The 21964-nt window shown below is 62.4% G+C and carries 18 protein-coding genes and 1 pseudogene; 10 read left to right on the forward strand and 9 right to left on the reverse strand.

The window, feature by feature from the left end:
• Window positions 1–72: 72 nt before the first annotated feature.
• The 4 genes from J2Y48_RS22190 to J2Y48_RS22205 are packed head-to-tail and all read right to left on the reverse strand — an operon-like array spanning window position 73 to window position 3338.
• Window positions 73–786, reverse strand: coding sequence for an ATP-binding cassette domain-containing protein (locus J2Y48_RS22190; RefSeq protein WP_310422708.1), 714 nt, complete (start codon window positions 784–786; stop codon window positions 73–75).
• Window positions 779–1507: an ABC transporter ATP-binding protein gene (locus tag J2Y48_RS22195; RefSeq protein WP_310422711.1), complete on the reverse strand. Its 729-nt coding sequence runs from the start codon at window positions 1505–1507 to the stop codon at window positions 779–781. The genes J2Y48_RS22190 and J2Y48_RS22195 overlap by 8 nt, the downstream gene beginning before the upstream one ends.
• On the reverse strand, window positions 1507–2439 hold the full coding sequence (locus tag J2Y48_RS22200) for a branched-chain amino acid ABC transporter permease (RefSeq protein WP_310422714.1): 933 nt from the start codon (window positions 2437–2439) through the stop codon (window positions 1507–1509). Before J2Y48_RS22200 ends, J2Y48_RS22195 begins: the two co-directional genes overlap by 1 nt.
• Window positions 2436–3338, reverse strand: a complete 903-nt coding sequence (locus J2Y48_RS22205; protein ID WP_310422717.1) for a branched-chain amino acid ABC transporter permease — start codon at window positions 3336–3338, stop codon at window positions 2436–2438. The genes J2Y48_RS22200 and J2Y48_RS22205 overlap by 4 nt, the downstream gene beginning before the upstream one ends.
• Before the next feature lie 170 nt (window positions 3339–3508).
• Between J2Y48_RS22205 and J2Y48_RS22210 the strand changes: the two genes are divergently transcribed.
• The gene (locus tag J2Y48_RS22210; RefSeq protein ID WP_310422719.1) at window positions 3509–4891 is read left to right on the forward strand and encodes an amidase; all 1383 of its coding nucleotides are present in this window, start codon (window positions 3509–3511) and stop codon (window positions 4889–4891) included.
• An 8-nt stretch (window positions 4892–4899) separates the two neighbouring features.
• On the opposite strand, the gene J2Y48_RS22215 is transcribed toward J2Y48_RS22210, so the two are convergent.
• Window positions 4900–5733, reverse strand: coding sequence for a helix-turn-helix transcriptional regulator (locus J2Y48_RS22215; RefSeq protein ID WP_310422723.1), 834 nt, complete (start codon window positions 5731–5733; stop codon window positions 4900–4902).
• A gap of 159 nt (window positions 5734–5892) precedes the next feature.
• Between J2Y48_RS22215 and J2Y48_RS22220 the strand changes: the two genes are divergently transcribed.
• Both J2Y48_RS22220 and J2Y48_RS22225 read left to right on the forward strand, forming a co-directional pair.
• Window positions 5893–7107, forward strand: coding sequence for an ABC transporter substrate-binding protein (locus J2Y48_RS22220; protein ID WP_310422726.1), 1215 nt, complete (start codon window positions 5893–5895; stop codon window positions 7105–7107).
• Window positions 7108–7238: 131 nt separating this feature from the next.
• The gene (locus tag J2Y48_RS22225) at window positions 7239–8087 is read left to right on the forward strand and encodes a D-amino-acid transaminase (RefSeq protein ID WP_310422729.1); all 849 of its coding nucleotides are present in this window, start codon (window positions 7239–7241) and stop codon (window positions 8085–8087) included.
• A 414-nt stretch (window positions 8088–8501) separates the two neighbouring features.
• Here the strand turns inward: J2Y48_RS22225 and J2Y48_RS22230 are convergent, their stop codons facing one another.
• Window positions 8502–9278 carry a helix-turn-helix transcriptional regulator gene (locus tag J2Y48_RS22230; RefSeq protein WP_310422732.1) on the reverse strand — a complete coding sequence of 259 codons (777 nt, stop codon included), beginning with the start codon at window positions 9276–9278 and terminating at the stop codon, window positions 8502–8504.
• Window positions 9279–9391: 113 nt separating this feature from the next.
• On the opposite strand from J2Y48_RS22230, the gene J2Y48_RS22235 reads away from it, so the two are divergent.
• From J2Y48_RS22235 to J2Y48_RS22255, 5 genes are read left to right on the forward strand one after another with little or no spacing between them, the layout of a single operon-like run.
• Window positions 9392–11521, forward strand: coding sequence for a hydantoinase/oxoprolinase family protein (locus J2Y48_RS22235; protein WP_310422735.1), 2130 nt, complete (start codon window positions 9392–9394; stop codon window positions 11519–11521).
• 17 nt (window positions 11522–11538) lie between these two features.
• On the forward strand, window positions 11539–13731 hold the full coding sequence (locus J2Y48_RS22240; protein ID WP_310422738.1) for a hydantoinase B/oxoprolinase family protein: 2193 nt from the start codon (window positions 11539–11541) through the stop codon (window positions 13729–13731).
• Window positions 13732–13734: 3 nt separating this feature from the next.
• Window positions 13735–14244 (forward strand): acetone carboxylase subunit gamma, encoded by a 510-nt coding sequence (locus tag J2Y48_RS22245; RefSeq protein WP_310422741.1) that lies wholly within the window; start codon window positions 13735–13737, stop codon window positions 14242–14244.
• Complete coding sequence (locus tag J2Y48_RS22250) at window positions 14241–15071, forward strand: SDR family NAD(P)-dependent oxidoreductase (protein WP_310422744.1); 831 nt, start codon at window positions 14241–14243, stop codon at window positions 15069–15071. Before J2Y48_RS22245 ends, J2Y48_RS22250 begins: the two co-directional genes overlap by 4 nt.
• Before the next feature lie 51 nt (window positions 15072–15122).
• Window positions 15123–16061 carry a choline ABC transporter substrate-binding protein gene (locus J2Y48_RS22255; protein ID WP_310422774.1) on the forward strand — a complete coding sequence of 313 codons (939 nt, stop codon included), beginning with the start codon at window positions 15123–15125 and terminating at the stop codon, window positions 16059–16061.
• Window positions 16062–16447: 386 nt separating this feature from the next.
• Here the strand turns inward: J2Y48_RS22255 and brnQ are convergent, their stop codons facing one another.
• Complete coding sequence (brnQ, locus tag J2Y48_RS22260) at window positions 16448–17809, reverse strand: branched-chain amino acid transport system II carrier protein (RefSeq protein ID WP_310422746.1); 1362 nt, start codon at window positions 17807–17809, stop codon at window positions 16448–16450.
• Between the two features lie 74 nt (window positions 17810–17883).
• Window positions 17884–18567, reverse strand: coding sequence for a GntR family transcriptional regulator (locus J2Y48_RS22265; RefSeq protein ID WP_310422749.1), 684 nt, complete (start codon window positions 18565–18567; stop codon window positions 17884–17886).
• Between the two features lie 213 nt (window positions 18568–18780).
• Here J2Y48_RS22265 and J2Y48_RS22270 point away from each other — a divergent pair, with 213 nt between their 5' ends.
• A complete protein-coding gene (locus J2Y48_RS22270) occupies window positions 18781–19848 on the forward strand; it encodes an ornithine cyclodeaminase (protein WP_310422753.1) in 1068 nt (355 codons plus the stop codon).
• Window positions 19848–21038 (forward strand): amidohydrolase, encoded by a 1191-nt coding sequence (locus J2Y48_RS22275; protein WP_310422757.1) that lies wholly within the window; start codon window positions 19848–19850, stop codon window positions 21036–21038. The genes J2Y48_RS22270 and J2Y48_RS22275 overlap by 1 nt, the downstream gene beginning before the upstream one ends.
• A gap of 59 nt (window positions 21039–21097) precedes the next feature.
• On the opposite strand, the pseudogene J2Y48_RS25420 reads toward J2Y48_RS22275, so the two are convergent.
• Window positions 21098–21757: pseudogene (locus J2Y48_RS25420) on the reverse strand (helix-turn-helix domain-containing protein); the annotation flags it as partial.
• Window positions 21758–21964 lie beyond the last annotated feature (207 nt).

Genomic DNA, 21964 nt, shown 5'->3' on the forward strand with positions numbered 1-21964 from the left:
CGGTCATTGGCCGACGCATGCCCCGGTTGGCGGCATTTTCGCATGCTCAATCCACGATTGCCATGGGACGCTTCAAAATAGCCATGTCGCAATCGTGTCGCGGTATTCCGCGTCGAATTTCTCCTTGCTGCCTTCGATTTTGTTCGCACCAAGCTCAAGCACGTAGATGTAGTCTGCGACGTCGACGCCGGCGATGACGTTCTGATCGACCATCAGGATGGTCTTGCCCTCCTCCGTCACAAGCCGCCGCATGTGCTCGTAGATTGTCGCCGCACGCTTGGGATCGAGGCCAACTGTGGGTTCATCGACGAGGATGAGGTCCGGATCGCTGATCAGCGCCAGTTCAAGCTGCATCAGCCGCTGCTGGCCGCCGGACATGAGGCCGGCGCGCCGGCTGGCGAACTCTTTCAGATAGGGCGCACGCCCGTAGGCCCGTTCGATGGCACGCCGTGCCCGGGCGCGGTCGTTGCGAAAACTCCAAGTCGCCATCTCGACGTTTTCGGCAACGCTCATGTCCTTGAACAGGGCATGGTGCTGGGCGACATAAGCGATCTTGTTTCGCACAAGATCCCGCGTCTCGAGCGTGGTCAGATCGCGCCCGCAATAGCCGATCGTTCCCGAATGGGGACGCAACTGGCCGACGATCGTCTTCAGCAGCGTTGATTTTCCGACCCCGTTCGCACCGATGATCGTCGTCAACTGACCGGGCCTGGCAATAACGGAGACGCCTCTCAAAATGTCGATATCCGGCAGATAGCCTGCGACGACGTCGTTCACTTCAAGCATGGTGATAATCTCCGAGATAAGCATCGAGCACGGCTGGATCGTTTCGTACCGCATCCGGGTCCCCGTCGGCGATAATGTCGCCGTAGCTCAGGGTGACGACGCGGCGGCACAGGCCGAAGATCGACCCCATGTCGTGGCTGATCAGCACGATGGTGACGCCGCTGTCGTTCCATTCGCGAATGGTGTCATACATGAACCGCTTGAGCTCGGGATGCACGCCGCCAAACGGCTCATCCAGCAAGACCATCCTTGGCTCCAGCATCATGATGCGACCGAACTCCAAGAGCTTGGCCTGGCCACCCGACAGGCGGCCGCCCAACTGGTCGGCCAGCGGCGCCAGCTTGAGGCGGTAGAGAATGTCCATCGCCTTGGCTTTCGCCTCTGCCGGCGTAACGCTCCAATCCAGAAAACCCGGAACCAGCATGTTTTCGAGTACCGTCAGGCGGCGGAAAACCTTGGTCATCTGAAACGACCGGCCAATGCCCAATCGTGCTAGCCGGTTGGGCGCCAGACCGTCGATCCGGTGGGATTCGAAATGCACGGAGCCGGCGCTTGGCGTGTAGTATCCACCGACAATGTTGAGAAGCGTTGTCTTGCCGGAGCCGTTCGGGCCGATAAGACCCACGAGTTCCCCTCGGCCTATCGCCAGGTCGACTTTCTTTAGCGCGACCAGACCACCGAAGCGCTTCTCCAATCCGTCTATGCGAAGCTGTGTCGTCATCACCCGCGCCCTCCCTTGCGCAGCGCCGTCGCCAGCGTGCCGAACAGTCCGTTTGGCGCAAACCGCAGGACCAGCAGTGCGGCAAGGCCGAATATGGCAAGCCGCCATTCCCCGGCCTCCCGCAAGGCTTCGAGAGCCAGTTGCAGCAGAACTCCGCCGAAAGCCGCATAAACGACGTTGTGAAACCCGCCGATCACCGCCATGGCCAGAACGTAGCCCATCTCCTGAATGCTCATCATCGAGGGCGTGATCAGCTGGACGAAATGAGCGTAGAGGGCACCGGCGAAGCCGGCGAAAGCAGCCGATATGGCGAAAGCCGCGATCTTCCATGCGGTCGTGTTCACGCCAAGACTGGCCGAACCGTCTTCGTCCTCGCGAATGGACTGAAAAAACAGGCCGATGCGCGAACGCAGGAGCACCAGCATGAGAAGAACGCTGACGACGACTGCACAAAGGAACAGATAGTAGTAGCCGGTCGTCGTGCCGTTCGGAAGCAATGGGGCGACCTTCAGGCCGAGGCTGCCAGCGGTGACCTGATGCTCGGCGGTGACGGCGATGCGGAGGATTTCCGAAAATGCAATGGTCGTAAGCCCGAGATAGGCCCCATGCAGCCGCAACGTGAGCCAACCGATGACGATACCCGTCAATGCGGCCACGGTTACCGCCGTCAGGATTGACAGGGGAATGGGCAGACCGAGATGAATGATGCTGAGAGCCGATGCATAGGCGCCAAGCCCTGCCATGGCCGCCTGAGCAAAGCTTATCCTGCCGACGTAGCCGACGAGGAGTGCCCAGCTCGCCGCCATCAGCGCGTAGTAGAAACCGATCGTGAGGGTGTAGATCCAATATTCCTGCAAACCCGTGAGCGGCAGCAAGGCCAGGATGCCGACCGCAACGATCGGCATGGCCATTCCAACATTTTTCTTTTTCATGCTCTGCGCTCCACGCGGCCAAAGAGACCCTGCGGGCGCAACAGCAGCACGCCAACAAGCACGATGAGACCATAGGCGTCCTTGTAGGCGAGCGCCCGGCTCGTATCGGGGATCAGGACGGTGGCGAAACTTTCGACTTGTCCGAGGACAAGTGCTCCGATGATGGCGCCGGGGACAGAGCCGAGCCCCCCGAGAACGACGATGACGTAGACCTTGATGGATGGGATGACGCCCATCGCCGGCGTGACATTGAAGACCGGGCCGATCAACGCGCCCGCTGCGCCAGCCAGCGCCGCTCCGGCACCGAAGGCCAACATCGAGGCCTTGTTGACATCGATGCCGAATGTTTCGGCGGCCGACCTGTCCTGGCTGACCGCCCGCACGGCGCGTCCCATCCAGGTGTAGCGCAGCACCAGGAGGAGACCGACCATCAGCAGGATAGCGGCCGCAGCGGCAGCCAATCTGTCGCCGCTTACGACAAGTTCACCGATCGTGACACGCCCGCTGTAGATGGGGGCTGGCCGCTGTGGCCACGGCCCGAACAGACTGTTGGCGAGGTTGATCAACAGTACCGACAGCGCAAAGGTAATCATGATCGCATATTCGTCAGGACGGTCGACCTTGCCTTCGTGGACCGGCTTGATGAGGGCCCGTTCGATGAAGGCGCCGAACAGCATGAGCGCTGCCGCAGCGACCAGCACCCCCATGAACGGCGGCAGCCCGAGCACGCTCACAGCGAGATAGCCCGCATATCCGCCAAGCATATAGAGCTCACCGTGGGCGAAGTTGACGATGCGCAGGACGCCGAAGATCAGCGCAAGCCCCAATGCGGTGAGCGCGTAGAAAGAACTGACGATCAGTCCGTTCAACGCCTGCTCTCCAAATTCCATAAATGTCATGACGACTCCCACCGACGTGAAGTTGTTTTTCGGCAACTATGACGGCGCTTGTCCGGGAGAGCTATCGGAAACGCTCAGGCGAAATTAAGCCAATTTAACCTTCTGTAGCGACAGTTCGCGACAGGCGGTTATGGAGTTCACCATTCCGGACGGAGCGGTTCGCTTGTTAATTGGACGAGTGCCCGACTCCAATCTTGGGGCTTGGCACCAATGTCGGAAAAGGAAGAGAGATGCACCGGACCGTTTGGCAGTTGGGAGATGATATCGCTGAAGGCAGGACGACCAGCGAGGCACTTGTTCGCCGCTGCATTGATGCGATAGCGGCGATCGACCCGACTCTGCATGCCTTTGTCGAGGTTTTCGAGCAGTCGGCGATCGAAGCGGCCCGGCGAAGCGATGACGAACGTCGCCGTGGGACCTGCCGCGGGCCGCTGCACGGCATTCCAGTTGCCGTGAAGAGCTTGGCCGACATCAAAGGGCATGTGACCGGCTTTGGATCCCGCGCGTACGGGAAGGCTCCCGCCCTGCAATCAGCGGTCTTCGTATCCAGGCTCGTCGAAGCGGGAGCAGTGATCGTGGGGACGACCCAGATGGTGGAGTTCGCCATGGGAAGCTGGGGAACGAACTATTCGCTTGGCACTCCCTGGAACCCGGTCGACCGCAATCTTCACAGGGTGCCGGGAGGATCGAGCAGCGGCTCGGCGGTTGCCGTCGCGGCGGGTCTCGTTCCTGCAGCCATCGGATCCGATACGGGCGGTTCGATTCGCATACCGGCGTCGCTCTGCGGCGTCGTCGGTTTCAAGCCCACATGGGGAGCCGTATCCAATGAAGGGGTGGCGCCGCTGGCTCCAACCCTCGATACGATCGGCCCGATTACCAACGATGTCGAAGACGCCCGGTTGATATACTCTGCACTTGCAGACGCGACAGCGCCGGACTCCGGTACGCTCATGGAACGCTTGCGCATCGGCGTCATAGATCACGGCCAACTGCAACCTCTAGATCGTGGCGTCAAGGAGGCGTTTGCCCGCGCGGTGGAGATGATTGCCGCGGAGTTGGGCACCCCTGCGGCTTTCCGCTTCCCCACCGACATGGCGACCTATCAGAAGCTGTCCGGCGAGATCATTGCCTATGAAGGTTATCAACACCTTGCACATCTGGTCGACGATCCCGATACACCAATCGACCCTTATGTGCGTGATCGCATTCTGGCCGGGCGAGCGGTCGGAGAGGCCCGCTATAAAGAGGTCCTGAGTGAACGAGCGACGATGTGCGAAGTATTTCGTCCGACATTCGAGGCCTTCGATTTCCTGCTCCTGCCGACAACTCCGCTACCGGCAGTTCCGCTTGCCGAAGCAGACGAGAGCCAGATCCCCATGTCGCGACTGACCCGTGTCGGCAATTACCTGGGGCTGTGCGCGATCTCGATCCCCATTGGCAACCGGCACAAGCTGCCGGTGGGTCTGCAAATCCTCGGGAGGGCTGGCGACGACTTCCGTCTCTTGTCCTTCGCCGCAAAGGTCGAGGCGATGCTCAAGTCGGCTGGCAGCTGAGTTGCCTGCTATGGCAATTCCGCACGCAGCACGATCGACGACCGCGGCGACGGCGCGTTCAGATAATCGAGGACCGCGGCCGGGACTGCGCCGGACTCAGGTGAGAGCAGGCCGCAATTCGACAACGCTTCGCGCTTGTTGATGGAGCGCCCCACATATTCGAGTACGACCCGCGAGGCTGTCGGCTGGTGAGCTTCGGTGCTGGATATGCCCATCACCATTCCGGCAAGCGTCAGTATGCGGTTGCGGTAGGTCGGATAAAGAATTGTTTGCGTGGTTTCGCTTCCGACGATCGCCTCGTGGTCGATCAAATGAAGGCGATCCCCTATGCGCGTCACCAGGCCAAGATATTTGAACACGTAACGCGTGGTACCGCCGCGCGCCTCAAGTCGCTCGATCCGTTTGAAGAAAACGTAATCGTCCTTCGGAAACACGCAGACGAGGGACCGCAGGATGTACCCGGGCGATGTAAATGAGGGGTAATACTTATAGTAGTAGCCGATATGCTTCGAGAGCTGGGCCTTTTGGCGCTGCGCCTGAACGAGCAACGACCGCAAAAGCGGCGGTACATTGAGATCGTCGGCCTTCGGATGCGGACGTAGGCGGATGATCTCGCGAAACTGGTCGCGCGGCATCAGAATTTCATACTCGTCTATGCCGAAGAAATCGCAGATCCGACGCAGATTTCGCCGCGTGGGAAACGCCGTTCCGGCCAGATACTTCATGAATTGCTGCCGGTTGACGCCAAGGCGACGGCATACCTCGGAGGTCGAGGGATGATAGCTGCAGGCGAGCTTGAGATTGGCCACGAAGTTCTCGGAGGCGAAATCCTGCTCGTCCATTTTTGTATCCTTTGTCGCGTCAGTTAGCGTCAGGTTGAGTGATATTCGACTGTTGCCCGCCGCGCAACTGACGGATTAGCCTTTGGTTGCAATGGCGGCTTTAGCCCGCACAAGGAAATGGCTGAGAGCCCAATAACGGCCCCAGAGAGGAAAAAAAGCATGAAACCTATGAGAGTTTTAGCCACTGCGACCCTTTTGGCGCTGTCCGGCCTGCACCAGGCTGCTGCCGAAGACACGATCAAGATCGGCGGCTTGGCGCCTCTGTCGCCTCCCGGCGGTGTCCAGAGCGGAGAGTCGTTGCGTGACGGCATGACGATCGCCGTAGAGGAGATCAACGCGAACGGAGGCCTTCTTGGAAAGAAGGTGGAAGTAATCGTCGAGGACACATCCGGCGTCCCCGAAAAGGGTATTGCGGCTTTCGAGCGCCTGGCATCGAAGGAGGGTGTGGTCGCCATCACCGGCGAAGCCCACAGCGCCGTCTGCACGGCCGTCTTGCCGTCAGCACAAAAGCACGATGTCGCCTTTGTCGCGTCCGAATGCTGGTCGGACGCGGTGACGGCGGCGAAGTTGCCACAGGTGTTTCGCATCACCGTCGCCAACTCGCTGGTCTATTCGGTGGCTGCAGACTGGGTGAAGGAAGCTGGCTTCAAGAACATTGCGATTATCGCGGAGAACTCGGATTGGGGTTTCGGCGTCATCGACGTATTTACGAAGAATCTCGAGTCCACGGGAGCAAAGATCACATCGTTCACCGCGGAGCGAACCGTCAGTGACTTCACCCCGCAGCTTCTGCAATTGAAGCGGGCTGACCCGAAGCCCGACCTGATCGTCGCTGGCTTCACCGGATCCAACCTGCTCCTCATGCTGCGGCAGGCCGCCGATCTCGGCGTCGCACCTGGCAAGGACACGGCGATCTTTGCCGCCGGCTCCGACGCGCTCGAACCGGAATTCTGGAATGTTGTGGGCGACGGTGGCGTCGGTGTTCTGGCTAACCCCGCCGGCTTGCCGGGAAAACCTGACACGGAAATCTCGCGCGCCTTCACCAAGGCTTTCGAAGCCAAGTTCGACAGGCCGCCGAATGCGGTTGCCATGGAAGGCTATGACGGCCTGATGGTCGTGGCCGAGGCGATCAAGAAGGCAGGCAGCACTGACCGCGTGGCGATCCAGGAGGCCATGCGCAAGGTCGAATGGGACGGTACCCGTGGAAAGATCAACTTCCCGCAAACCACGGATCCGGCCTGGAAGTTCCAGCAGTGGCCGGAGGTTCCGATCTTCGTGATCCAGTACACCAAGCCGAACCAACCCCCCGCCGACGCCGCGATCCTGTGGCCGCGCGCGCAAGCGACCGTCGACAGCATGCTTCTGCATCCCTGACGTTGTGTTTTGCGCCTGGAGGGCCTGGATTGCCAGGCTCTCCGGACGCAAGGCGCCAATCATTCGACTGCGACTTCACCTGAATACGGCGAGCACAGCTCCGCCCACACATCGATTTTGCGAGAAAATTCATGAGCCGTATCATCTATGTCAACGGAAAATACGTTCCCGAGCAGGATGCCAGTGTTTCGGTCTTCGATCGGGGCCTATTGTTCGGCGACAGTATCTACGAGGTGACTGCCGTCATCGAGGGACGGATGATCGACAACGACCTTCATCTTTCCCGTCTGCAGCGTTCGCTCGCAGAACTCGGAATTCCTATGCCGGCAAGCATTGAAGGCATCGCCGAAATTCAAAATGCCCTCATCACGCACAATAAGCTGGAGGAAGGGCTGATTTACCTGCAGGTGACCCGCGGCGTGGCCGACCGCAACTTCGACTACGATGATGCGTCGAAGCCGACCTTGTTGGGCTTCACGCAGGCCAAGGATTTGCGTGGCGCGCCAGCAATCCGCAACGGGATCCGCGTCGCAGTGGTCGAGGACCGGCGTTGGGCCCGACGGGACATCAAGACCACAATGCTCTTGCCGCAGGTGCAGGCTAAACGCGAGGCAAAGAACCAGGGTTGTACGGAAGCCTGGATGGTGGAAGATGGCTTTGTGACCGAAGGTGCGTCCTCGACGGCCTACATCGTGACCGCCGATGGGCGCATCGTGACCAGACCGAACTCGCATGCGACGCTTCCGGGCTGTACACGCCGCGCGCTCTTGTCCGTGGCTGAAACCCTCGGCCTGACGGTGGATGAAGCGCGCTTCACAATCGACGACGCGCTTGCGGCACGCGAAGCGTTCCTGACGAGCGCATCGAGCTTGGTGACGCCCGTGATCGAGATTGGCGGACGCAGCATCGGCGACGGCGCGCCTGGCCCGGTGACCCGTCTTCTCCAGGCGACGTATCTAGAATTGGCGCAGAGGACCTGATCGCCATCGGCGCTTTCGGACGGGGGGGTGACAGTCGCTCTTGACCATTTCAGGCCTCTGGAGGGTTCGCCGCAGGCGGCGCGCTTCGCAAGCCGTGCTCGGTGCGGCGGGTAAGGTCAAAACCCACTTGCGAAGTTTGTCAGCATGTTGAGCGGCAATCTCAAGTCAGTGTCCTTACCCACCGGGCACACCGTACCTACTGGCGCGACGATCAAAGTTAACGCGCTTCCTCCCAAGTTAAACTGGCCCGCTTCGGCGGGCTTCCTTTTGAACTCAAAGACGGTCGGGCCGCCTCTCGCCAGGGGGACGATCATGATGCTGTATAGCAGATCGCGTGGGTCGTGGCTCAGTTGGGAGCGGCGCTTCGGAAGCTTGCCCTGAGCCACAGATGACATCTGCGCCCCCGTGGCGACGTTACGGCTGGCTGCGCTGGAAGAATTGCAGGAAGAGTTCACGCTCGGTGGTGATGTCGAGCTTTTCGTAGATGCGGGCGCGGTGGTTCTTCACCGTGCCGGTGGTGATGCCAAGCCTTGCGGCGATTGTGGCGGTCGGATGACCGTTCAGCACCAGTTCGACGAGCTCCAGTTCGCGGGCGGAAAGCTCCGGCCAGAGAGTGGCCGAGATCACCGGTCCGTTCGCCGGCACCGCCCCTGGCGCGACGGGGGCGGTGGTGCGTCGGTAGGAGGGGTGCCGCGTGCGGGTGTCGAGCGCGTGCAGCGCTGCGAAGACGGAAAAGCGTTCGTTGAGTACGTCGACATCGGCGTCGCGAAAGGGCTGGCGCGAGCGGTCGAGAAAGATGCCGAGGCACCAGTCGTCGCCGTCTTCGAGCAGGACGCCGATCTCGTCGCAGATTTCCGACTGGGCGAGGAATTCGGCGATGTAGCGCCCGCGCTTGATCCGGTCGCTGGCAAGGCTTTTCAACGGCACGATGCCGGTGCGTCGCTCATCGCGCCAATGGGCGTAGAAGGGATCGAAGACATAGTAGGTCTCGAGGTACCGTGTGACCATTTCCTCCGAATAACCGCGGTGTTTGACGAATTCCGGCCGGCGCGTTGCCGAATAGCGCGTGACGGTGATCAGGTCGGGCGAGACGACGGCGCCGATCGTGTCGATCAGGCGGTCGACGTGATTGAGCGTTCCCGTCGCGGCGATCGCGGCGGCGAAGGTCTGCCAGAAAGTTTCTCCGCGCATGCTCCCCTCTAGCATCGCAACGCCCCCTCGTCATTGTGCCTTTCGGCATATGGCGCCCTTGCCTCGCACGAGCCTAGTCTTCCCCCCATCGAAGGTCTCAGGAGGGCAAGGACTTGGAAAACCCGATTGTGATTGGCATCGACGCGGGCGGCACCATGACCGACACGATCCTCGTCGATCAGCACGGACACTTCAAGATCGGCAAGGCGGCAACGACGCCAAAAAACGAGGCCGAGGGTTTTGTCGCCTCCTCGCTCGATGCGGCGGAAGCCTGGGGCATTTCGCTGGAGAGCCTGTTTTCCGGTGTCGACGTCGTGCTCTATTCCGGCACCGGCATGCTCAACACGCTCTTGTCGCGCACCGGTCGGAGGCTCGGCCTCATCACAACGAAGGGCATGGAGGACATGATCCTGATGGGCCGCGGCCTGCAGGCCTGGGCCGATTATTCCTATGCCGACCGCCTGCACGCCGTCACCCACGCCCATCCCGATCCGCTCGTGCCGCGCCGGCGCACCCATGGCGTCACCGAGCGCATCGACCATTTCGGCGACGTGGTGCTGCCGCTCTACGACGCGGACGTGATGAAGGCAGCGCGCGCCCTCATCAGGGACAAGGTCGATGCGATCTGCATCATGACCATCTTCTCCCACGTCAATCCGGTGCACGAGAAGCGCATCGCGGAGATCTGCCGGGAGGAGATCGAAAAGGCCGGCGCCGAGATCACCGTCTACACCAGCCATGAGGTGCGCCCGGTCATCCGCGAGCAGTCGCGGCTGAATTCCGTGCTGATCGAGGCCTATGCCACCTCGCGTGGGCGCAAGCAGTTGCGCGGCATCGAGGATGCGTCGAAGACCTACGGCTTCAAGTACGGCGTGCAGACGCTGCTCTCCTTCGGTGGCCTCACCTCGATCAACCACCCGCGCCTGCACGAGACGATGATCTCCGGTCCGATCGGCGGCATCCTCGGCGCAGCCTATATCGGCAAGCTGATCGGCAACGACAGCCTGATCTGCTCCGATATGGGGGGCACGTCCTTCGACATGGGCGTGATCAGCCGCGGCCAGACCCGCATCGAAAACGAACCGCTGATGGACCGCTTCAAGCTGAACGTTCCGACGCTGCACCTCGATACGATCGGCGCCGGTGCCGGCATGATCCTGAAGGTGGATCCGCTGACGAAGAAGATCTCGCTCGGACCGGAAAGCGCCGGATCCGACCCCGGTCCCATCTGCTTCGACCGCGGCGGCACCGAGCCGACGATCGCCGACTGCGACGCGATCCTCGGCCGGCTGAATCCGGACTATTTCCTCGGCGGCAAGGTCAAGCTCCAGGTCGAGAAGGCGCGCGCCGCCTTCAAGGCAAAATGTTCCGATGTTCTCGGCGTCCGCGTCGAGGAGGCGGCCGAAGGCATGATCGAGATGCTGGAGGCGGACGCCAACAACGCGCTGCGCCGCGTCATCTCCGGCCAGGGCATCCACCCTTCGGAATTCACCCTGCTTTCCTATGGCGGCTCCGGCCCGCTGCACCTCGCGGGCTGCTCCCGGGGCATCGGCTTCAAGGACATCATCACGTTTCAGTTCGCGGCCGGCTTCTCCGCCTTCGGCTGCACCACGGCGGACTATATGCGTCGCCATTCGGTCTCGACCCAGATCGACGTGCCCGCCCGCGCTTCCGACGATGCGCTTGTCGGCGCCGGCGCGCAGATTACCAAGGTCTGGAGGGATCTCGAAAAGGCCGCGGTCGACGAGTTACTCGCCGACGGCCACGCCCGAGGAAAGATCAGGACCGTGCCTTTCTTCATGGCGCGCTACACCGGCCAACTCGAGGACGTCGAGGTCATCGCACCGTTGCCAGTCGTCAGCTCGGCCGACGACATGCGGACGGTGCTCGCCCAGTTCGAGGAGGTCTATGCCAAGACCAACCATCGCGTCTCGCGCTACGGCGAGGCGGGCTTCTCGCTGATGGAGCTCGGCGTCATCGCCACGGCCGACAAGATCAAGCCGACGCTCGTCAAGCGGCCGCTTGGACCCTCCGACCCCGCGGCCGCCCACAAGGGAGTGCGCGAGGCCTATATCGGCGGGCGCTGGCACAAGGCGAACCTCTACGAGATGGACCTGCTCCAGCCCGGCCACGAGGTGATCGGGCCGGCCATCATCGAGCACCCGGCGACCACGCTGGTCGTCCATCCGAACGATCGCGTCTTCATCGATGAATGGACGCTGCTCCACTATAACCACGCCTGAGCGGGAGACCCGAGACCATGCTGGACAGAACCGCAAATCCCCTCCAGACGCGCCTTCTGGAATCCGAACGGCTAATGGACGAGACCGGCTGCTATGATGGCATCACGGAACTGAGGCTCCGCAAACAGGATCCGCTGAAGTTCGAGACGCTGCACACCAAGCTCCGCGCCTATTGCGTCTCGGCCCGCGAGATGGCGCGGCGGATATCCGCTTCTCCTGGCGTGCGCGAGGTCGGCGAAATGGTCGTCGCCATCTACACGCCGGAGGGCGACGCCATCGCGCTCTCCAACGGCATCATGGTGCATGTCCACACGATGAGCCGCTTCATCAAGTGGATGATCAAGAACGGCTACGAGCAGGACCCCGGCATCCGTGACGGCGACATCTTCGCCAACAATGATGCCTTCATCGGCACCGTGCAGGTGCCGGACGTGATGGACGTCGTGCCGATCTTCTACGACGGCACGCTGGTTGGCTGGGCGGGGGCCGTCTGCCATGAACTGGAGGCCGGCGGGATCACGCCGGGCGGCGATGTATGCCTGGCGCAGGAGCGCTTCACCGAAGGCCTCTTCGTCTGCGCCGAAAAGGTCGGCCAGAACGACGAGCTGCGCCGCGACTACATCATCCGCTGCGAGCGCAACCTGCGCATGCCGATCTACTGGGTTCTGGACGAAAAGGCGAAGGTCGCCGCCTGCATCGACATGCGCGAAAGCGTGAAGCAGCTCATTTCGGAAATCGGCCTCGACTACTGGCAGCGCCTTTCCAAGGAGTTCATCGAGGAGGGGCGTCGCGCCCAACTCGCCCGCACGCGCCAGCTCACCGTGCCCGGCATCTATCGCGGCCACACCTTCTACGGCCATGTCACCGAGGGCAAGCCCGGTTTCCAGCCGCTCGCCGACCCGAACTGGCTGTACAACATCCCGATCGAGATGGAGATCACCGCCGAAGGCAAGATCCGCATGGACTTCGACGGCACCCAGCCCTGGGGCTACCACTCGATGAACTGCACGCCGGCAGGCATGGACGGCGGCATGTTCGTGACGCTGACCCAGCACATGAATTTCGAAGGCCTCGTCAATGACGGCGCCTGGATGGCGACTGAAATCAACATCCCGCACGGCACCTGGACGAATCCGGACAACGAGATGGCGGCGACCGCCACCTCCTGGGCGCTGCTGTTGCCAGCCTACGGCGTCTTCCAGCGGCTGCTCTCGCGCGGTTTCATCGCCCGTGGCTTCGTGGAGGAAGCCTTCGTCGGGCAGGTGAATTCACCGATGATCGAGATGGGCGGCACCAGCCAATATGGCGGACAATTCGGCATGGCGCACTTCGAATGCGCGGCTGCCGGCTCCGGGGCGCTCGCCATCAAGGACGGGCTCGACACGGCCTATGTCGGCTGGAACCCGGAGTCCGACATGGGCAATATCGAGATCTGGGAACAGAACATGCCGATGGTCTACATCGGCCGTTCGATCGTGCCCAACTCCGGTGGAGCGGGAAAATACCGTGGCGGCTGCGCCTTCATGTCGACCTGGCTGATCAACAAGACCGATCACCTGCGGCTCGTCACCTCCGAACATTCGTCGCGCGTCTTCGACAACGGGGGGCTGTGTGGCGGCTATCCGGCGCCAACCTGCGAAAAGCACCATGCGGTGCGCGGCTCCGACATTTTCGCGAAGGCGGAACGGCGCGAGCCGCTGGCGCACACGCCGGGCACAGACCCCATTACTTCCGATTTCGAGCGCACCTACCAGGGTGAGCAGATTTTCGAGGAAGGGCCCTACATCACCAGGCCCCACAAGACAGGCGACATCTTCAGCCATGCATATAACGGCGGCGGCGGCTTCGGCGACGTGCTGGAGCGCGATCCCATAAAGACCGCCTGGGATGTCGAGAATGGTTTTCTCACCCGCGAGGCAGCGGAGAGGGTGTTCGGCATCATTCTGAAGGATGATGCGGAAGGATATCCGCAGGCCGATGTCGACGCCACCGTCGCAAGGCGCGCCGAAATGCGCAAGGCGCGCCTTGCCAAGGCCGTTCCGGTCTCCGAATGGATATCCAAGGAAGCGGAGCGGGTGAAGGCAAGGGACTTTGCGCCGGAAGTCGCAAAGATGTATCGCAGCGCAATGCAGCTCTCCCCAAGATTCACGAAGGAATTCAAGGATTTCTGGGGTCTCGATGCCGACTATGCCTTTTCCGGGGAGAACTGAGTCATGAGCGAGTATTCCAAGGACGTCATCCGCGAGCTGGTCGAGGGCACGCTGCCATGGCCGCAGACCCGCCGGATCATGAGCGCCTACAAGGACGATGATCGTTTCTTCAAATATATCAGTGTTTTGCAGGATCGCGTGTCATTCGACGATCCGATCCTGCTGCCCGTCGGCGAACGGCTCTTCATCTGCGACAGCGGGGAGGGGCGGGTGACACGCTGCGAATGCGGCCATTCCTTCGGCGACTACCGCCGGAACTGGAAGCTCGCCGCCGTGATCAATGTGCGCAATACAGAAGGGAGCCTTCGCGACATCTATCCGAACAGCGACTTGCCGGACCCGGAATGGATGGAGATCCGTGAATTCTTCTGCCCTGAATGCGCGCACCTGCACGAGGTGGAGGCCGCCGCGCCCGGCTATCCCATCGTGCACGATTTCCAACCGGATCTGGAAGGCTTCTATCGCGACTGGCTTGGAAAGCCCTTGGGCGCCCCCTTGAAGGAGACGGCATGACGGAAGACCTGAAGGGCCGCAGCGCGGTCATCACCGGCGGGTTGACGGGGCAGGGGCTGGCGATCGCCGAGGCCCTTGCCAGCGCTGGCGCAAACGTGGCGGTCGGCTCCTTCGTTCGTGAAGCGGCAGGGCGACAGGGCGACGCAGCGGCCTATCCCGATCCGGAAGAGATCGCCAGCGTGCGCGAAAAACTCGCCCGGTTCGGCACGAAAGTCTATGCCGGTCATCTCGATGTGCGCGACAGCGCGGTCATAGCCGATTTCTTTGCCGCGGCGGAGGCGGTCTGCGGGCCGGCCGACATTCTTGTCAATGCGGCCGGCACCACGGCCGAGCAGCCGGTCAGTGGCCATTCGGATGAGCTCTGGCTGAAAATCATCGACACGAACCTCAACGGCGCCTTCCGGATGACCCGGACCTATCTGCCGGGCATGATCGAACGGAAGTGGGGGAGGGTGATCAATATCGGCTCGACGGCGGCGACCGTCGGCTGGAAGGATAATCCCGCCTACTGCGCCTCGAAATCGGGCCTGCTCGGCCTGACCCGCTGCGTGGCGCTGGAAGGGGCGCCGCACGGCGTCACCGCGGTCATGATCAGCCCCACCTGGGTGGAGACGGAGCTGATGCGGCGCAACGTGCAGCAGGTCATCGACCGGGAGGGAGGCGGCCGCACGCTGGAAGATGCGATGGCCGACATTGCTCGGCAGAACCCGCAGAACCGGATCATCCAGCCCAACGAAATCGCATCGCTTGCCGTCTTCCTCTGCGGGGAGGAAGCCCGCGGAATCACCATGGAGAACATACAGATCTCTGGCGGCGCACTCTGGTGAGCCACCGGTTCGCACCAGCAATGAGAAAGGGAACAGCACATGCCAAGACACATGCCTGTAATGATGCTTGCCATAACTGCCGGACTGCTTTCGACCGTGGGTATCGCTCGCGCCACCGAGCCGGAAAGCTGCAAGGCAGTGCGCTTCGCCGATGTTGGCTGGACCGACATCACCTCCACGACGGCGGTCGCCTCCGTCATCCTCGAGGCGCTAGACTATGCACCGGAAAGCAAGCTGCTCTCCATCCCCGTCACCTATACCAGCATGAAGAACAAGGATATCGACGTCTATCTTGGCGACTGGCAGCCGAGTATGGAGACCGACCGCAAGCCTTTTCTCGACGACAAGGCGATCGAGGTTTTCGGCCCTAACCTGACGGGCGCCAAATACACCTTCGCCGTGCCGAAATACGTGGCGGAGGCCGGTGTGAAGGATTTCGCCGACCTGCAAAAATTCGCTGACAAATTCGGCAGCAAGATCTACGGCATCGAACCCGGCAACAACGGCAACCGCATGATCACCGACATGATCGAGAAGAAGGCCTTTGGCCTTGGCGGCTGGGAGCTGGTGGAAAGCTCGGAGCAGGGCATGCTCGCCGAAGTCGGCCGGTCGATCGGCGAGAAGGATTGGATCGTCTTCCTTGGCTGGGCGCCGCACCCGATGAACTCGGTCTACCAGATCGACTATCTCTCCGGCGGCGACGACTATTTCGGCCCCAACTACGGGGGCGCCGACGTCTACACCAATATCCGCGCCGGCTACGCTGCGGAATGTCCGAACGTCGCGAGATTCGTGACCAACCTGCGCTTCACGCTGGAGATGGAAAACGAGATCATGGGAGCCATCCTGAACAACGATAAGGACGCCGCCACAGCGGCAACCGAGTGGCTGAAGGCCCATCCGGACGTCGCCAAGCCATGGCTCGAAGGCGTGACCACGTTTGGCGGCGAGCCAGCACTTGCGGTGCTCAACAATGTACTCAAGAGTTGATATCCGACGCGCCTTGATCACGCTACCGCGTTGATGTGCCATCGGAGTTTGGAGGATGGGACTGGCGCGAGAAGCTGATTCTGCGTTCCAAGTTCGCCGTGGCAGAAAGGCGCAGTAGAAAACGCGATCCCGGGCCTGCCGACTTAGTATAGTGGCCGCATTGCCTGGCTCACGCGCTCGGCGAGCCCGGGCATCGCGCGATTGGGCACACCGCTCCGATCGGTGCGGAGGCATTCAACCGCCAGACGGTAGCGTCCGCAGCGCCCGGCAGGCTCGGAAAAGCCCTTCTGTCTGAACCCTGGGGCATTACGCCCGGAGACGCAAAATGAGCGGCAGACTTGCGCCCGCCGCTCGTTCTGGGATGGATAGGACGCGCCACTGAGGCGTCAGGCCACGGCTTCCAGTTCTTCCGGCTGGTTGCCGGTGCTCGACCTGCCGATGGCCCTCCAGGCAAGGCCGCCGACGACGCCGCCAAGGATGGAGGGCACGACCCAGGCGAAGCCGGTCGCTGCGAACGGGATCGCCTGGTAGGCCTGAACGAGACTCGCCGGCATGGTGAAGCCGAGCATGCCCGACAGGATGTTCGCGCAGTCATAGGCGCCGATCAGCACCGCCATGAGGGCCGTGCCCTTCCAGACGCCGTCATTGCTGAACCAGCGCGAGAACAGACCGAGAATGACGATGCAGATGCCGACCGGATAGAACAGCATGAAGATCGGTCCGGCGATGGAGATAATGTAGTTCACTCCGCCGAAGGACTGCGCGCCGGCCACGACGGTGGTGATGATGACGGCCGTCGAATAGCTGAGGCGGCCCTTGCTCCATCTGGTCATGTATTCGGCCATCACCGCGGTCGCGCCGACCGCCGTGGTCAGGCACGCCAGCAGAACGGCCACCGCGAGCGCGATCGCGCCGGTCCTTCCCGCCAGATCGGAGACGAGACGGGCGAGCAGTTCGGCCGGCGAAATGCCTGCCTGGTAGAGCCCGCTGCCCGTCGCCCCCAGATATTCGAGACCACCATAGACCACGAACAGGCCCACGAAGGTCACGGCCGAAATGCCCAGGAGCACGCGCGTGAAGCCGTGGCCCTCGCGATAGCCGCGATTGCGGATCGCTTCGAGGAAGATCACGCCGAACAGCAAGCCGGTGAAGACGTCGCCCGTCTGGTAGCCGGTCGTGAAGCCGAGATAGAAGGGTGCCGCCTCGGTCGTCGTGGCCGGCGTGCCGAGCGGATCGACGATCGCCCAGATAACGATGGCCACCAGCAGGATCAGCAGCGCGGGGGTCAGGATGCGGCCGACCTTGTCGATGACCTGGTTCTGGTCGATCGCAAAATAGAGCGAGGCGAGGAAGTAGAGCGGCACGAAGACCGCGATGCCGATCTTCGGATCGAGCGAGGGGGCAAGCGTCATGATGCCGGTCTCGAAGGCGACGCTGGCGGTGCGGGGAATGGTGATCAGCCAGGCGATGGCGATCATGGTGGTGAAGATCAGCAGCGTGCCGAACCAGGGGGCGATCGGGCGGCTCAGCCGCTCGAAGCCGCCGCCGCCGATGCCGACGGCGATCACGCCGAGGACCGGCAGCAGCATGCCGGTCAGGCTCAGCCCGGCCAGGGCCGCCGCCCATTGGTCACCGGCGGCAAAGCCGATCTGCGGCGGGAAGATCAGGTTGCCCGCGCCGAAGAATACGGCAAACATCGCAAAGCCGATGATCAGGCTGTCGCGGAATGGTCGTCTGTTTGAATCCATTTGGCTCCTCCGTTTCGTCTCAAGGCCGGCTCAGGCCTCAAGACCGGAGCGTCGGCGTGGTGATTGCGCGCCGGTTACTCGCGATCCTTCCGCGGATCGTCCGCATGGGAAAAGCGCGGCGGTATGTCCTGCAGCCAGTAGCGGCTGTCGGCCTCCATGATTTCGATCGCCTTCGGCTGGTCGCGCTCGGCCAGCGCCGCCCAGAAGACACGTTGCGTCTCGATGATCCGCTTCATGCGCCTTGCGCCGTCCTCGGCCCGCACGAGCGCGGCGACGATGTAGAAGCGGCGATAGAGCGACAAGGCATGTTCGGCGAGATAGCGGTTGTGGACATGGTCCAGCATCCGTTGGCGGAATTGCAGCAGCGTTTCGGAGAATTCCGGCACGCTGCCGGTCGCGATGCTGTCGACGTCGCGCAGGATCTCACTGCAGGTCGCGGCATCGGAATAGGTCATGAAATCACGGACCAGAGCCTGATGAATCCAAGGGCTGACCTCGTAGAATTCGACGATCTCGGCATCGGTAAAATCGGCCACATAGAAGCCCAGTCGGGGACGGCTGGTGGTCAGGCCGAGCCCTTCCAACTCGCGCGCGGCCTCGCGCACGGGACCGCGGCTCACCCCGAGCTGCTCGGCCAGGTGGACCTCGTTGAGCCGGGTGCCCGGTTTCAGGACGCCCTGGGTGATGAGCCTGATCAGCTCGTCGCGCACCACCTCGGAGAGGTTGGGCGATTTCAGTCGCTGGACGTCCTTGTACATCTGCACCTTCCGCTGGCAGCGGTTTCCGGCCGGCATTCCCGGCGATCGGCTGCAGGGTTACGATTTTGTGACGAAATGTCAACTGTTGACAGTTTACATCATCAGGACCTGTTGCTAACCTCCCTTCATCCAGACTAGCTGGGACGGCCGGCTGGCATCGCTGCCGCCGGGCCCGTGAAACGAGCACCTGCTCGCCAAGAGAGGAAAATTGCCATGCCGCTTCCCAAGCCCGGCCCGATGAGCCTCGTGCCCTTCGTCAGCGTCGAGAACATGATGCGCATCGTCGTCGAGCGGGGCGTCGAGCGCACGCTGGTCGAGCTCGCCGATTACATCGAGGAGGATTTCCGCCGCTGGCCGCAGTTCGACAAGACGCCGCGGATAGCCGCTCATTCGCCCGACGGCGTCATCGAACTGATGCCGACCTCGGACGGCCGCAGCTACGGCTTCAAATATGTCAACGGCCACCCCAAGAACGTCCGCACGGGCCGCCAGACCGTGACGGCCTTCGGCGTGCTGTCGGATGTCGACACGGGCTATCCAGTGCTGCTGACGGAAATGACGATCCTCACCGCACTCCGGACCGCGGCGACCTCGGCGCTCGTCGCCAGATACCTCGCGCCGAAGGGGGCGAAGGTCATGGCGATGATCGGCAACGGCGCGCAGTCGGAATTCCAGTGCCTCGCCTTCAAGGCGATCTGCGGCATCGACACCGTCCGTCTCTACGACATCGACGCGAAGGCCACCGAAAAGGCCGTCCGCAACCTCGAGGGCAAGGGGTTGAGCGTCGTCGCCTGCAAGACCGGCGAGGAGGCGATGGAGGGCGCGCAGATCATCACCACATGCACCGCCGACAAGCAGTACGCGACTATCCTGACCGACAACATGGTCGGCCCCGGCGTCCATATCAACGCGATCGGCGGCGACTGCCCGGGCAAGACCGAACTGCACCGCGACATCCTGCTGCGCTCGGACATCTTCGTGGAATACCCGCCGCAAACCCGCATCGAAGGCGAGATCCAGCAGCTTCCCGAAGACCATCCGGTGACGGAAATCTGGCAGGTCATGACCGGCGAGGCCGCCGGTCGGACCGGCGACAAGCAGATCACCCTGTTCGACTCGGTCGGATTCGCCACCGAGGATTTCAGCGCCCTTCGCTACCTGAATGCCGTGCTGAAGGAGCACCAGGGCCAGCAAATGCTGGACATGCTCGCCGACCCGGACGACCCGCGCGATCTGTTCGGCATGATCGAGCGCTACGGCAAGGCAGCGGAGGCGCTCTGATGAACATCGAACTCTCAAGCCTGACCAATGCCGACTTCGTGGAACTGACCGCGTGGCGCCGCAACCTTCACCGTCATCCGGAACTGTCCGGCGAGGAAGAGCGCACCGCCGCGACCGTCGCCGCGATGCTTCGCGAGACCGGTCCGGACAGGATCGTCACTGGCATCGGCGGCCACGGCGTTGCTGCGATCTATGACAGCGGCAAGCCTGGACCGCGGGTGCTGCTGCGCTGCGAGCTTGACGGCCTGCCAATCGAGGATCTGGCCGACATTCCCCATCGCTCCACCGTTCCCGGCAAAGGGCACCAGTGCGGCCACGACGGCCATATGGCGATGATCGCGGCGATGGCGCGCCTGCTCGGCCGGAAGCATCCGGAAAAAGGCGCGGTCATCCTGATGTTCCAGCCCGCCGAGGAGGACGGTTCCGGCGCGCGCAAGGTGGTCGAGGACGCGGCCTTCGCCGAGCTGAAGCCGGATTTCGCCTTTGCGATCCACAACATGCCGGGCCTCCCCTTCGGCGAGGTCCACATCGTCGACGGCCCGGTCTGTTGCGCCTCGCGCGGGATCATGCTGAAGCTGACCGGCAGGACCGCCCATGCCTCGCAACCGGAGACGGGCATCTCGCCGATGCCGGCGATCGCGCGGCTGATGCCGGAGCTTTCGGCGACGAGCAGCCCGGTCGGCACCTCGACGAGCGATCCCGACTTCACCCTCGTCACCATCACCCATGTCGACATGGGGGCGCCGGCCTTCGGCGTGGCCCCCGGTGCGGCGAACCTCTTCGCCACCCTGCGTTCGCTCACCGACGAGGGCATGGCGGCGCTGGTGGAAAAGGTGGAGGAACTCGCCCTAGAGGTCGCGCAGGAGAACGGGCTGCAGCTCGAGATCGGCTATACCGACGTCTTCGTGACCTGCCGCAACGACGCCGGCGCCACCTCGATCGTTCGCGACGCGCTCGACCGCATCGGGATCATTCACGGCCCGGGAACGCTTCCTTTGCGCGGCTCGGAGGATTTCGGCTATTTCGGCCGCGGCGCGAAGATGGCGCTGATGATGCTAGGCTCGGGCGAGGACCTGCCCGCCCTGCACAATCCGGATTTCGACTTCCCCGACGACCTCATCCCGATCGGCGCGCGGATCTATGCGGCAATCCTTGACGCGATCCAGACGGAAAGCCTTGGCGCGACTTAACTGAGATGGTTTCTCGGGTAAAGTGGGGTGTTGGCGCAGATGACGTCAATGTTCAGCTACAGCGCCCGACCGAACTGCGTCAGGCTGCTCGTCCGGTCTTTCCCCGATGCATGGGTCGACGAAAGACACCGTGCTTGTCGCTGTGAACGCCAGCGGCTTACCCCATTGCTGCAGATAAGCCTTCGTCGCATGGCAGGTAGTCGAAGGTGTTCTCAGACTCGGCAAAGCGCAGGCGCGGCAGCTTGCCGCGATGTAGACGAGCAGGGCGCATTTGGGGCCGCGGTTCTCGAGCCACCAGTGATGAGACCCGTCGATCTGGACGAGCTCATCAAAACAATCACGCCGGCCGCGCGGCTGAAAAGCCCGCTGCTTGCGCTCGCGCCGGCCTCGGTCATTCAGTGCCGCAACGTCTCCTTGGCGACCGAAATGTGATGCAGCTCGATCAGCTTCTCGCGCGCCAGCGTCGGACCGAAATCCGGGTAACGTGCCCGGATCAGATCCAGCGCCGCATTGCAGAATCCTCGCTGTGGCGACGAATGCTCGGCCGTGACCGCTTCTGGGCCGGAACAGTCATAGGCCTGCAGCAGCCTGTGGACCTGACTTCGACTGAGATCAAGCAACTCGGCCGCTTGAACGACGCTCAGGCGCTGAGCGCGGATCTTCTGGACGACTTCGAGGCGATGCAACTCTTTCTGCGACATGGTGATCAAACAGGACATCACGACTCCGACCGCTCATGATCTCCACCAGGCGCAAGGTCGTTATCCTTGCTTCCAACGTTGACGTTGATCAGCGCGTCGAGAGGCGAGACTGTCGCAGCCCCTACATATGTTGTGGCAGCCAGGTTGAATTGTCCGCCGGCGCGCAAAGTAGAAATGTCACTTCAAGCGGCCGCGCGGCACGACGATCAGCCCCGATCTGAGCGG

It is taken from the genome of Mycoplana sp. BE70 (assembly GCF_031455855.1).
Classification (GTDB): Bacteria; Pseudomonadota; Alphaproteobacteria; order Rhizobiales; family Rhizobiaceae; genus Mycoplana.

Excerpts from the sequence above, each read along its gene's own strand:
- J2Y48_RS22190 (WP_310422708.1), bottom strand. The coding sequence starts at position 786 with ATGCTTGAAGTGAACGACGTCGTCGCAGGCTATCTGCCGGATATCGAC.
- J2Y48_RS22195 (WP_310422711.1), bottom strand. The coding sequence starts at position 1,507 with ATGACGACACAGCTTCGCATAGACGGATTGGAGAAGCGCTTCGGTGGT.
- J2Y48_RS22200 (WP_310422714.1), bottom strand. The coding sequence starts at position 2,439 with ATGAAAAAGAAAAATGTTGGAATGGCCATGCCGATCGTTGCGGTCGGC.
- J2Y48_RS22205 (WP_310422717.1), bottom strand. The coding sequence starts at position 3,338 with ATGACATTTATGGAATTTGGAGAGCAGGCGTTGAACGGACTGATCGTC.
- J2Y48_RS22215 (WP_310422723.1), bottom strand. The coding sequence starts at position 5,733 with ATGGACGAGCAGGATTTCGCCTCCGAGAACTTCGTGGCCAATCTCAAG.
- J2Y48_RS22220 (WP_310422726.1), top strand. The coding sequence starts at position 5,893 with ATGAAACCTATGAGAGTTTTAGCCACTGCGACCCTTTTGGCGCTGTCC.
- J2Y48_RS22225 (WP_310422729.1), top strand. The coding sequence starts at position 7,239 with ATGAGCCGTATCATCTATGTCAACGGAAAATACGTTCCCGAGCAGGAT.
- J2Y48_RS22230 (WP_310422732.1), bottom strand. The coding sequence starts at position 9,278 with ATGCGCGGAGAAACTTTCTGGCAGACCTTCGCCGCCGCGATCGCCGCG.
- J2Y48_RS22240 (WP_310422738.1), top strand. The coding sequence starts at position 11,539 with ATGCTGGACAGAACCGCAAATCCCCTCCAGACGCGCCTTCTGGAATCC.
- J2Y48_RS22245 (WP_310422741.1), top strand. The coding sequence starts at position 13,735 with ATGAGCGAGTATTCCAAGGACGTCATCCGCGAGCTGGTCGAGGGCACG.
- J2Y48_RS22250 (WP_310422744.1), top strand. The coding sequence starts at position 14,241 with ATGACGGAAGACCTGAAGGGCCGCAGCGCGGTCATCACCGGCGGGTTG.
- J2Y48_RS22255 (WP_310422774.1), top strand. The coding sequence starts at position 15,123 with ATGCCTGTAATGATGCTTGCCATAACTGCCGGACTGCTTTCGACCGTG.
- brnQ (WP_310422746.1), bottom strand. The coding sequence starts at position 17,809 with ATGGATTCAAACAGACGACCATTCCGCGACAGCCTGATCATCGGCTTT.
- J2Y48_RS22265 (WP_310422749.1), bottom strand. The coding sequence starts at position 18,567 with ATGTACAAGGACGTCCAGCGACTGAAATCGCCCAACCTCTCCGAGGTG.
- J2Y48_RS22270 (WP_310422753.1), top strand. The coding sequence starts at position 18,781 with ATGCCGCTTCCCAAGCCCGGCCCGATGAGCCTCGTGCCCTTCGTCAGC.
- J2Y48_RS22275 (WP_310422757.1), top strand. The coding sequence starts at position 19,848 with ATGAACATCGAACTCTCAAGCCTGACCAATGCCGACTTCGTGGAACTG.